Below are 11,308 nucleotides of genomic sequence, written 5' to 3' on the forward strand. Positions count from 1 at the left end.
AACCTCTAGAGGTGTAAGGGATATTAAATTCTTCTTATTCAGATTGTCGAAAATATATGCTTAAAACATCCCCCCCAACTTTTCCGCTTGATCCTAATGTATGTGATCTAATTTACCAAAAAACCTCATGTATTTTGCAATACATGAGGTATCAGATAAGGGTAACCGGAAAACTAAAAAACTAATTATGAGTTTTTAGAATTTAACAAAATTGAAATCGCTTCGTGTTTTGTTATATCAAAGGTGCACTTCAATTATGAAGTTTTAGTGAAGAAAGCTTCAAGCATTATTTGAAAAAAATTAAAAGAGCTATAAACGAAATGATATATTTACGTTTTAAAAAAAACAACAATGAATTACCGTAAACTCTTCACTTTAAACGTACTGTTCTTATTGCTAACCACATCATTGCCAATATTTGCTCAAAATGTATCTGATTCGGAAAAAGAACAGCAAAAAAGTCAATTCATAGGTTTTTATAAATATTTGGCCTCCAATGTGCATTACCCCTCTAAAGCACTACTTAATAATTTACAGGGTACTACTACTTTTCTTTTTAACGTAGAAAATGGCCAAATACAAAATGTAGAAACGGCTTTGGATTTGGAAGGAGGGAGTGAAAACGTTAAAAATTTAATTTCAGCTTATACTGGGCTATCCAAAACCATAAGTGGGAAATACTGTATTAATATCATATTTGAAATGCAAAGCCAACAAAATAGATTAGTGCAAGAAAAACCAGTGATACCAACCGATTATATCATGTTAAAGAATGTTACGGTCATGGCCATGGGTGGCCCGTCGAAGCAAAATGTACTTGATATTTCTACGTATAAGATTGAAGAGGTTGACACCCCACCTAATTTCCCAGGAGGATATAAAGCGCTGCAAGAATATTTCTTCGAAAATATTAAATATTCAGAAGAAGCATTAAAAAACAAAGTAGAAGGAAAAGTATACTTTAGTTTTAAAATAGATTACAATGGGAATGTTAAAGATGTTAAAATAGTTAGAGGTTTAGGGGCTGGCTTGGATGAAATAGTGAAAAAAGTAATAAAAGACTGCCCAAAATGGAATGCGGCAATAAAAAATGGACAAACAGTAAGTACAAAATTTAGCTACTTTGCAGAATGCAGATTACCTAATCCTTAATTTTTAAATAATATTAAAAAATTATAAGAAATGCTGCTATAATACCCTGAAGATTATCGAAGAACTTAGTTAAAAAGTAAAATTCATAAGGCAATCAGATTTTATGATTGCCTTATGAATTAAGTAGCACTACAAATTACCCCTCAATTCCTGTTCGCGTTCTAAAGATTCAAACAATGCTTTAAAATTACCTGCGCCAAAGCTTTGTGCACCTTTACGTTGAATAATCTCGAAGAAAAGGGTGGGGCGGTCTTCTACTGGTTTAGTAAAAATCTGTAATAAATATCCTTCTTCATCGCAGTCGACCAAAATACCCAAGCTTTCCAGTAGTGAGATTTCCTCGTCAATTTTGCCTACACGCTGTGGCATCATATCGTAATAAGCTTCTGGTGGGGCACTTAAAAACTCCACACCGCGCGCTTTCAATTCTTTAACTGTTTTAACAATATCCTTAGTGGCAACAGCAATATGCTGAACGCCCTCACCTTCATAATATTCCAGGTATTCTTCAATCTGCGATTTCTTTTTGCCTTCGGCGGGTTCATTAATCGGGAATTTCGAATAGCCATTTCCATTGCTCATTACTTTACTCATCAAAGCCGAATACTCTGTGTTGATCTGCTTATCGTCAAAAGATAAAATATTCACAAATCCCATTACATCTTCGTACCATTGTACAGCCTCGTTCATGCGGTTCCAGCCAACATTACCCACACAATGATCGATGTATAAAAGGCCGGCATCAGCAGGTTGATAATCGCTTTCCCATACCCGGTAACCTGGCATAAAGGTTCCGTTATAGTTTTTACGCTCGATAAACATGTGTACAGTTTCGCCATATGTATAAATGCCACTCATCTTAACCTCTCCACTTTCATCAGTCAAGGTTTGAGGTGCCAAGTAGGGTTTCGCACCACGTTTTGTGGTTTCTTCAAAAGCGCTGTAAGCATCGTCTACCCAAAGTGCTAATACTTTAACACCATCACCATGTTTTTTTACATGCTCTGATATCGGGTGATCTGATTTTAATGCTGTAGTTAAGATCAATCTGATTTTTCCCTGTTGCAATACATACGATGAACGGTCGCGTACGCCAGTTTCTGGTCCGGCATAAGCCAAGCTTTGAAACCCAAATGCGGTTTTATAGTAGTGGGCAGCTTGTTTGGCATTGCCCACGTAAAATTCGATATAATCTGTTCCGTTAATAGGCAGAAAATCTGGTGCTTTTGATATTTTTTCTGCAAATGTTTGTGTTTCCATTGTTGTTATTTTAAATGGTTAACCGCTTAATTGTTTAAATCGGTTAACTGTGCGTGTTACTTTAAAGATCTTAAATCCTATAATCCCGAAGTCTTAATCATCCTGGATTTACTCTACATTAATCTGCCAGCTTTTATGGTAATTTTCGTCCTCAATATCCAAAGCATCCTGTGTAAGCATTAAAGGCTTAAAAGGATCAATCATGACCGCTAGCTCATCTGTTTTTTCTTTTCCGATCGATTTTTCTACTGTACCTGGGTGTGGGCCGTGTGGGATACCTCCTGGGTGCAAGGTAATTTGTCCCTTAACTACGCTTTTACGGCTCATAAAATCTCCGTCTACGTAATAAAGCACTTCATCACTATCAACATTGCTATGGTTATATGGTGCCGGAATAGAATCGGGGTGGTAATCATATTTGCGGGGAACAAAAGAACAAACCACAAAATTGTGCCCTTCGAAAGTTTGGTGAACTGGGGGTGGTTGGTGTAAGCGGCCTGTTATTGGCTCAAAATCGTGGATAGAGAAGGCATATGGATAATGATAACCATCCCAACCTACATAATCAAAAGGATGTGTACCATAGGTATAGGGATAAATTAACCCCTGTTTTTTAATCAGTACCTTAAAATCGCCATACTCATCATGTGTTTGGAGGTTTTGAGGTAGCCTTAAATCACGCTCACAATAAGGTGCGTGCTCCATTAGCTGACCAAACTGATTTAAATATCTTTTTGGTGATCTTAACGGACTAAAACTTTCTACAATGAACAATCTATTTTGTTCCGTATCAAACTCCATCTGGTAAATAGTCCCCCTTGGAATAATCAGGTAATCGCCATAGGCAAACTTAATTTCTCCGAATCCTGTTTTCAGCTTTCCTGAGCCTTCGTGTACGAAGATCATTTCATCGGCCTGGCTGTTTTTGTAGAAATAATCGGTCATCGATTTTCTTGGCGCTGCCAGAACGATATGCAGGTCGCTATTCACCAGAACTGCTTTTCTGCTTTTTAGAAAATCATCTTCAGGTTTAATATTAAAACCGATTAAACTCGTATGTTTCAGGTGTTTTTCCCGGGCAATTTTTGGATCAACACTATACGCTTCACCTAAATGTTTTACTATGGTTGGTGGGTGACAATGATAAACCAATGAATATAAACTCGAAAAACCTTCGGTTGATACCAATTCTTCGGCGTAAAGATTTCCATCAGGTTTACGAAAAACCGTGTGACGTTTAGCTGGAATCTGCCCCAATTTATGATAAATAGGCATAATTAAATGATGTTATGGTTAGAAAAGAAAAAATCCTAATGAATTAACAATCAAAACGGTAATGCGTTTCAATTAAAAAAGAAAGAGGGATAAAAATTACAGAGAATATTGAGCCATGATCAGCTTGGATAGCATCTTATAGCGACGGGCCGCAATAGCGTCGTTTACTAAATTAATATGTAATGCTTTTAAGATCATGGTTTTAATGGTACTAAGGTAAGTATTTTATTTAAAAGTTGAAATTTTAATTACCTTTAATTACTTACTATACAATCATCCCAATGAAATTTATTTTTACAAGTTTAATTTTTTTAGCCTTGAGCTACAGCGCTTTTGCGCAACAAAAGGCCAAGTACACGATTAGGATTATAGACCACAGTGGAAAAGCAATAAGAGGTTCTTTTTACGCTGCAGCAGATGATGGTTTAACAATTATCAGAAACCGGAAGGATACCCTAAAATTAAGTGCCGATAGTATTAGTGCATTATACATACATCGAAAAGGGATAGTTGCACCGCTGGCCATTGCCGGAGGGTTAACATTTTTTGTGTTGGCCGCTAAAAGCGATAAATTGGTAGAATCGGTAGTGCTTATTGCTGCTGGCGTACCAGTAGGGGTATCTGGCGGATTATTGCTTGGCGGATTACTCTCCGACAAAAAACACTATAAGGCACTCCAGGCAAAAGATTTTCCTTTAATTAAATCAAACCTTCAGAAATATACCGTGTTAAAATAATAACGCTTAAGTTTTATTTTGAATGCCCTAATTTCTTAGCTTTACCGCGTATTTAACCAAATCATATATGAAACTAGTATCTTATAAAACTGAAGACAGGGAGCATCTTGGTATATTTATCAACGGGCATATTTATAACTTAAATAGTTGCGATAAATTGCTTCCAGATAATATGAGTACGTTTTTGCAAGGAGGCGAAGTGTTAATGGAAAGGGCAAAAAGAATAGATGATCAAATAAAAGATGGTAGTTTAGCTGCTAAAGAAGAAATTTTTTACGAGATTTTGGCACCTGTTCCACATCCTACCAGTTGTCGCGATGGATACGCTTTCAGGCAGCACGTTGCTGCCGCACGTAGAAACAGAAAGGTTGATATGATCCCTCAATTTGATGAATACCCCATCTTTTATTTTACCAATCACAACGCTATTCAGGGTACTGGAGAAATTGAATGTATGCCTGATCATTTTGATAAACTGGACTTCGAATTGGAGCTTGCCATTGTTATCGGTAAAAAAGGAAGAAATATTAAAGCTGCTGAGGCTGATGAATACATTGCCGGTTACATGGTAATGAACGATATGAGTGCCCGTACTTTGCAGATGGAAGAAATGTTATTGAATTTAGGCCCTGCAAAAGGAAAAGATTTTTCTACCGTAATTGGCCCATGGTTGGTAACACCTGATGAATTATTGCCTTATAAAGTTGCGCCTAAAGAAGGGCACGTGGGTAATGCTTACGACCTTAAAATGACCTGCAGGGTAAACGGCATCGAAGTTTCGAAAGGAAATGCTGCTGATATGGACTGGACTTTTGCCGAAATTATAGAACGTTGTGCTTACGGCGTAGATATCCTTCCAGGTGATGTAATTGGTTCTGGAACAGTGGGTACGGGTTGTTTCTTAGAGTTAAATGGTACTGGTTTGCTTAACGATCCAAATTATAAAGTACAGTGGTTACAGCCAGGTGATGTTGTAGAAATGGAAATAACAGGTCTTGGTGCTTTAACCAATACCATTACGAAAGCTGATACGGATTTTTCGATCCTGGCATTGAAGAAGTAAAAAGGTTCGTTAAATTGATTATACTTATTTAGTAATTTATTTATTTAATGCTGGATTATTAAGGCAGTCGTCACCCTGAATTCATTTCGGGATCTTTGTCGATTGATGCTGACCACGTAATAGCTACAAGATAATGAAAAACACTTTATACTTGTAAAACAAATTCAGTATGATGACTGTTGTAAAAAACCTCAAGAAATAATATAATCAAAAAGGGATTCAGGTTTAAATTAGGCTAACCTTGTTAACTAAACCCGACAGCAGCGGTTATCTCGCGATTTTTCATCGGGAATAATAGCGTATGGCGGGACTGCTGTTCCCCAATAACTACTGCATTTGCTTTCCAAAAAAGAATAATTATAAAATTTAATCATTTAAAGTTTTGGTATCATTTAAAACAGAAGATTTAACAGTTCTAGATCTGCAAAATTATCTGCAATACGCTGTTGCTCCGCGCCCGATCTGCTTTGCCTCGACTATTGATACCGAAGGGAATATTAATTTAAGCCCCTTCAGTTTCTTTAATATGTTTAGTACGAATCCGCCCATCTGTATTTTTTCTCCATCAAGGAGGGTACGCGATAATACCACCAAACATAGTCTGGAAAATGTATTGCAGGTTAAAGAATGCGTTATCAATATTGTAAACTACGATATGGTACAGCAAATGAGCCTGGCCAGTACCGAATATGCCAAAGGCGTAAACGAGTTTGAGAAAGCGGGATTTACCATGCTGAAATCTGATCTGGTTCGGCCACCTAGAGTTGCCGAGGCACCTGTGCAGTTTGAGTGTGTTGTAAATGAGGTAATTTCATTGGGTGACCATCATGGTGCAGGAAACCTGGTTTTGGCCGAAATAAAGGTAATTCATATTAATGAAGCGATTTTAGATGAGAATGGTCGGATTGATCAGCATAAAATTGATCTTGTAGCTCGCTTAGGAGGCGATTGGTATTGTAGGGTTACAGGCGATAATTTGTTTAAAGTAGCAAAGCCCCTGGCTAAATTGGGTATAGGAATAGATCGTTTACCACATTCGGTCCGTTTTTCTAAAGTATTATCTGGTAATGACCTTGGAATGCTAGGAAACGTTGAATATTTACCGAGCGACGAAGAAATCGACTTGATTAGTAACCACGCTGAAGTAAAAGAAGTGCTCGATGCTACCATAGGTGATGCAACTAACCGCGAAAGAGAGCTGCACGAACTGGCGAAAAAGTTTCTTCAAAATGGAGCGGTAGAGCTTGCTTTAAAAGTTGTTTTACTTTAAATTTATTAAGATAATCTTTTAAGCTATGCATACAATTGTCCAGGTAGATCAGTACATCATCAATTCGGCAGAGTTTGCGATCCCTATTTTAGATCATTTGAGAAATCTGGTACATAAAGCCGATGCCCGTATTGAAGAGAAAATTAAATGGGGGATGCCTTTCTTCGATTATAAAGGTACGGTTTGCCATATGGCTTCTTTCAAGCATCATTGCGCATTTGGCTTCTGGAAAGGATCTTTAATGATCGATGAATACGGTGTTTTTAAAGAACGTTCTGAAGCAATGGGTTTATTGGGTAAAATAAAATCTTTTGACGACCTGCCTTCAGATGAAATTTTGATTGCCTACATTCAACAGGCCATTCAATTAAATGAAAACAATGTAAAATTGCCACCAAAACCAAAAGCTACAGAGAAGAAAGAACTGGTTATACCTGAATATTTTGTTGAAGCTTTGCAAGAAGATCCTGAGGCATTAGCGGTTTTTCAGAATTTTAGTTTATCCAATAAAAAGGAATATGTATTATGGCTTGAGGAAGCTAAAACGGAAGCAACCAGAATAAAAAGATTGGAAACCACTTTAGCGTGGCTTGCAGAAGGCAAAACGAGAATGTGGAAGTATAAAAAATAATTAAAGGATACTTACAATTTTCAGGAAACGGGCTTTATAATGACCATCAAGATCGGTAATAGTTACCTGATGCACTTTCCCTGAAGAGGCATGAATAAATTTGATCCCGTTTTCGTCTATGGAATAAACAATTCCAACATGACCTATTCTTCTTATTCTTGAATTACTGCCCGTAAAAATCAATACATCGCCTACTTTTGCATTTTCCAGACTGGTTTCTTTACCCGCATAGCTAAACTCTCTCGAAGAGCGCGGGACTTTAAAACCAAAATTACTGAAAACATAACTTACAAAGCCAGAACAGTCAAAACCAATTTTAGGGTTGCTTGTCGCATAACGATAGGGGATACCTAACATACTTTTGGCAAAATCGATTAAACTTTCGGATTGTTTAGCCGAAGAATTGTTGCTTGATAGCTTATCCTCTTTAGGTAGACTGGCAACGAGCTTTTTAACTAACTCCTGGTATTGAGCCGGGATGATGGTTTGGGCTTTTCCTGCTGTGGCAGACAAAATGAAAAACGCAATCGGGACTATTATTTTCTTCATATGTAAGAACCAAAGATATAAAAAATATCCAAAGTCGATTAAAATGTTGAAAATGAGTGCAAATAAAAAAGTCCAAACAATTTGCCTGGACTTTTGATTAAAATATTTGGTTTGATTAAATACTTGGGAACATGGTTTGCGCTTTCTCTCCGATTAATGGAATAGGTTTTTTTTCTCCCTGAACAGCACCAATAAAGCCGATAATCCAAATGATTATATAGCCTACATAAACGATCCAAAACAAGTTAGCCAGTGTTCCCGATAGTGTAATTCTTATCAGGATTTCAGCTAAGATGTTTGTCCCAAGATATAAAATATGTAATAATAATGTTTGCCTAAGTTGGTAGCTTCCCAATTCCGTCTTGTTATCTTTATGCATAGCTAAATAAGCAATTAACCACCCAACTATTGTTATATAACTAACAATAGCTACTGTTTTACCATCTTCCGGTGCTTTAAAAGGAGAATTTGTTTCCATAGATTTTTTAGTTTTCAATTACTGCAAATTACTAAAAATTATCATATTATGGTGTGGTAACAGCAACAGGTAAAATTTTGCCATTAAAAAATTTATGTCCGGTTTTAGCAAAATCGCTAATATATTTCCCCATTTCGAAAGCCATAACCGGGCTTTGGTAGCCTGGGAAAGCAGCTTCAAGCATTTCTGTCTGTGCCGATCCTAATGCAAGGCAATTGATCTTGATTCCTGTTTCGGCCAATTCAAATGCCAAACATTCAGTTAAGGTATGCAGTGCTGCTTTACTTGCCGAGTAAGCCGAAAGCCCTGGAAATTTAACGCTCCCTTGAAAACCACCCATACTACCGATGTTTACAATGTGGCTTCCGCTTTGCATTAAAGGCAAAATATGCTGTATCATTCTGAAATGTGAGATCACGTTGCTCTGTAACATTTCGCCGAGATCAATTTCTGTGGTTTCTAAAAAAGGTTTGTTAATTAAAGCCCCTGCATTGTTAATTAAAATATCAACAGATCCTAACCGTTCCTTTAAAAATGGAACTAGTGCAGCGTAATCGTCATTTACAATGTCAAATTCTACCGGTAAAAGTGTACAGTCTGGATTAATGCCTTTAGCAATTTCTAAGAGTTTACGTAGTTTATCTGCCGATCGGGCAATGGCTACAATTTTGTTCTCTTTTTGTAAGCTAAACTCTAAAGCAGTTTCGAAACCGATTCCACTACTTGCACCTGTAATTATAATGTTCATTAAAAGAAGTTAAAAATTATTGTAAAGTTAAAAGGTTTAAATGTTTCTTGGCCATAATAATTTTCGGTTAATAGGTTAATTTAAGATATTTGAAAGATAAGTTCGTCATGCTGACTCTTAACCCTTTGGTAATTGTAATATATCGGTTCAATCTTCCACAATGAGCTGGCTCACCGGATTTTTAATTACATGCAAACCATCATTAATCAATTTAGTATGGTCTAATTCTTTGCTTGCTTTAATTTCAAGATAAACCTGAATTTCCTTTTCCAACTGATGATAGATCTTTTTGTGATAAATAATCTCCAATATTTCCAAGGCACAAAGCCAATCCTGCCTATGGTTTATTTTAAGTTGTGTAAAGATTTCGGCAAGCTTATCCAAACCTTCGCCACTTTCCCTAATCGCTCTAACCGTTTGGTATAAACCGTGCAGTTTTAAAGTTTTATCATCATAAGTAATCTGATGCGTTTTCTCGTTACTAATTAATGTAATCTCTTCATAAGCGTCTTTATCGGCAGCGCCATTAAAAACTGAAACAATGGTTTGGCCTATGGCCATATCATAAATGCCCCACTCGGGTTTAAACAGCGTATTTCCATTGCGCTCTGTAACCGTACAATCTTTAAAGGCAATTAAAATGAGTTTGTTGCTTTCGGTAATAATGTCCTTAATTACCCCAATTACTTTAATGCCACTTTCAAATAGGAGTTCAGCTTTTTCACCTGCAATTATCCCTACAGTCTGTAATTCAGCTACGCTATAATCTTCCAGTGCTTTTTCAGCATCTTTTAATCGACCAACGGGCGACGAAAAACCATCAGCATGGTAATCTTTGCCATGGCCTTTTAATTGTTTTCCATTAAATGCCAATGCAGATGCGCCGGTTGTTTTAATAAAAGTTACCTCATCTTTTATCCCAATGCCAATATCGGTAAATACACCGCTTACTTCTAAGCCCGAACTATAAACTGCTGTGGCTACATTTTTACAGGCAATTGCTTTCATAATACTTTCTGTGCCACCTTTTCTAAAGGCCATGGTATTGGCAAAAGTTTCCAAAACATCAATAAGATTTTGAAATGTTTCGGTTACAAAAAGCTGCGGTTGTGGTTTGGTAATATCGTAAGCGTAGTTAATCGTATCGATGTTGTACCAAAGTTTCTCCACATCATTTTGCATGCAGGTTGCACTTTCGCCGATAGACGAAAGCAAACCCGCACCATAGATTTTTGGGTTTTCTAAAGTACCAATCAAACCATACTCAACCGTCCACCAGTGTAAGCGACCAAGCAAAGCCATTTCAGAAGGCTCACCCATGTTTTCGCCGATGTAGCGCAATTCCTTTTCTGCCTTGGCAATCTGAATTTCGTCTGCATCTGCAGCTTCCTTCAAAATCGATAGTTTCCTAATGGCCTCATAAAGTTCAAAATCTTTCGCCGAAAACATGGCTTTGGCGCCAATAGAACCAAAATAACTTAAATAATTGTTGTAATCCGTATCTGCGATGATAGGGGCGTGGCCAGCGCTCTCGTGTATAATATCTGGTGCTGGTGTATATTCAATGTGATTAATCTGGCGGATATCGGCAGCAATTACCAGTACACGGTAGGCCTGATACTCCATAAATGCAGCCGGTGGAATAAAACCATCAACGGTTACAGCACCCCAACCAATCTTACCCAGGTTGTCGTTCATTGTTTGCAGATCAGGAATGTGTTCAATACTTAAACCAGCTCGCTGTAGGCCTTTTATGTAAGGGTAATAAGCAACATTTTTAAGGTAACTATAATTCTGGCGCATTACATAACGCCACACCGCTTGATCGATCGGTGTGTATTTTTCGTAATTCTGGTCAACAATAAATTGCTTTAAATGATTGGGCAATTTTGTTACCTGCGCATTATTAAAATCATTAAAATGGCTCATGCTTAATCTGGAAATAAGTTGGTCGGCAGCTAAGTTAGGGTGTTGTTTTTATCTTATCAAGAAAGTGCTTGGATAAATTAACAGGTGAAAGTAATAAAGGTTTGAAGAGGATAAAGAGATGGATTTATAAATTGGAAAGGTGCTGTCGTATTTCGTCGGGATGGTTCTGTCGGGCTGTTTGCTATATCCCCGATGAAGAATCGGGGGATGCTGCTT

11 protein-coding genes are annotated in these 11,308 nt (G+C 37.2%); 5 read left to right on the top strand and 6 right to left on the bottom strand.

Annotated features, from left to right (window positions below):
- Nucleotides 1-351: 351 nt before the first annotated feature.
- Nucleotides 352-1,152, top strand: a complete 801-nt coding sequence (locus HDC90_RS19300; RefSeq protein WP_184469308.1) for an energy transducer TonB — start codon at nt 352-354, stop codon at nt 1,150-1,152.
- A gap of 129 nt (nt 1,153-1,281) precedes the next feature.
- Here the strand turns inward: HDC90_RS19300 and hppD are convergent, their stop codons facing one another.
- Nucleotides 1,282-2,412 (bottom strand): 4-hydroxyphenylpyruvate dioxygenase, encoded by a 1,131-nt coding sequence (gene hppD / locus HDC90_RS19305; RefSeq protein ID WP_184469310.1) that lies wholly within the window; start codon nt 2,410-2,412, stop codon nt 1,282-1,284.
- A 108-nt stretch (nt 2,413-2,520) separates the two neighbouring features.
- Complete coding sequence (locus HDC90_RS19310) at nt 2,521-3,687, bottom strand: homogentisate 1,2-dioxygenase (RefSeq protein WP_184469311.1); 1,167 nt, start codon at nt 3,685-3,687, stop codon at nt 2,521-2,523.
- A 281-nt stretch (nt 3,688-3,968) separates the two neighbouring features.
- Here HDC90_RS19310 and HDC90_RS19315 point away from each other — a divergent pair, with 281 nt between their 5' ends.
- The 4 genes from HDC90_RS19315 to HDC90_RS19330 all read left to right on the top strand — a co-directional run bounded on the left by HDC90_RS19315 (nt 3,969) and on the right by HDC90_RS19330 (nt 7,388).
- Nucleotides 3,969-4,424, top strand: a complete 456-nt coding sequence (locus HDC90_RS19315) for a hypothetical protein (RefSeq protein WP_184469312.1) — start codon at nt 3,969-3,971, stop codon at nt 4,422-4,424.
- A gap of 67 nt (nt 4,425-4,491) precedes the next feature.
- Entirely contained in the window at nt 4,492-5,487 is a 996-nt protein-coding gene (locus tag HDC90_RS19320) for a fumarylacetoacetate hydrolase family protein (protein ID WP_184469313.1), read from the top strand.
- Nucleotides 5,488-5,869: 382 nt separating this feature from the next.
- Complete coding sequence (locus HDC90_RS19325; RefSeq protein ID WP_184469314.1) at nt 5,870-6,757, top strand: flavin reductase family protein; 888 nt, start codon at nt 5,870-5,872, stop codon at nt 6,755-6,757.
- 25 nt (nt 6,758-6,782) lie between these two features.
- Nucleotides 6,783-7,388 carry a YdeI family protein gene (locus HDC90_RS19330; RefSeq protein WP_184469315.1) on the top strand — a complete coding sequence of 202 codons (606 nt, stop codon included), beginning with the start codon at nt 6,783-6,785 and terminating at the stop codon, nt 7,386-7,388.
- Here the strand turns inward: HDC90_RS19330 and HDC90_RS19335 are convergent, their stop codons facing one another.
- From HDC90_RS19335 to HDC90_RS19350, 4 genes are all read right to left on the bottom strand, one after another.
- Complete coding sequence (locus HDC90_RS19335) at nt 7,389-7,937, bottom strand: C40 family peptidase (RefSeq protein ID WP_184469316.1); 549 nt, start codon at nt 7,935-7,937, stop codon at nt 7,389-7,391.
- Nucleotides 7,938-8,052: 115 nt separating this feature from the next.
- Nucleotides 8,053-8,415: a hypothetical protein gene (locus HDC90_RS19340; RefSeq protein ID WP_184469318.1), complete on the bottom strand. Its 363-nt coding sequence runs from the start codon at nt 8,413-8,415 to the stop codon at nt 8,053-8,055.
- A 46-nt stretch (nt 8,416-8,461) separates the two neighbouring features.
- Nucleotides 8,462-9,163 (bottom strand): SDR family oxidoreductase, encoded by a 702-nt coding sequence (locus HDC90_RS19345; RefSeq protein ID WP_184469320.1) that lies wholly within the window; start codon nt 9,161-9,163, stop codon nt 8,462-8,464.
- Between the two features lie 147 nt (nt 9,164-9,310).
- On the bottom strand, nt 9,311-11,092 hold the full coding sequence (locus HDC90_RS19350) for an aromatic amino acid hydroxylase (protein WP_184469322.1): 1,782 nt from the start codon (nt 11,090-11,092) through the stop codon (nt 9,311-9,313).
- Nucleotides 11,093-11,308: the final 216 nt, after the last annotated feature.

This window comes from Pedobacter sp. AK013 (assembly GCF_014205835.1).
Classification (GTDB): domain Bacteria; phylum Bacteroidota; class Bacteroidia; order Sphingobacteriales; family Sphingobacteriaceae; genus Pedobacter.

Bases quoted from the DNA above. Each gene is read 5' to 3' on its own strand.
- HDC90_RS19315 (WP_184469312.1), top strand. From the start codon at position 3,969: ATGAAATTTATTTTTACAAGTTTAATTTTTTTAGCCTTGAGCTACAGC.
- HDC90_RS19345 (WP_184469320.1), bottom strand. From the start codon at position 9,163: ATGAACATTATAATTACAGGTGCAAGTAGTGGAATCGGTTTCGAAACT.
- HDC90_RS19320 (WP_184469313.1), top strand. From the start codon at position 4,492: ATGAAACTAGTATCTTATAAAACTGAAGACAGGGAGCATCTTGGTATA.
- HDC90_RS19340 (WP_184469318.1), bottom strand. From the start codon at position 8,415: ATGGAAACAAATTCTCCTTTTAAAGCACCGGAAGATGGTAAAACAGTA.
- HDC90_RS19300 (WP_184469308.1), top strand. From the start codon at position 352: ATGAATTACCGTAAACTCTTCACTTTAAACGTACTGTTCTTATTGCTA.
- HDC90_RS19335 (WP_184469316.1), bottom strand. From the start codon at position 7,937: ATGAAGAAAATAATAGTCCCGATTGCGTTTTTCATTTTGTCTGCCACA.
- HDC90_RS19310 (WP_184469311.1), bottom strand. From the start codon at position 3,687: ATGCCTATTTATCATAAATTGGGGCAGATTCCAGCTAAACGTCACACG.
- HDC90_RS19350 (WP_184469322.1), bottom strand. From the start codon at position 11,092: ATGAGCCATTTTAATGATTTTAATAATGCGCAGGTAACAAAATTGCCC.
- hppD (WP_184469310.1), bottom strand. From the start codon at position 2,412: ATGGAAACACAAACATTTGCAGAAAAAATATCAAAAGCACCAGATTTT.
- HDC90_RS19330 (WP_184469315.1), top strand. From the start codon at position 6,783: ATGCATACAATTGTCCAGGTAGATCAGTACATCATCAATTCGGCAGAG.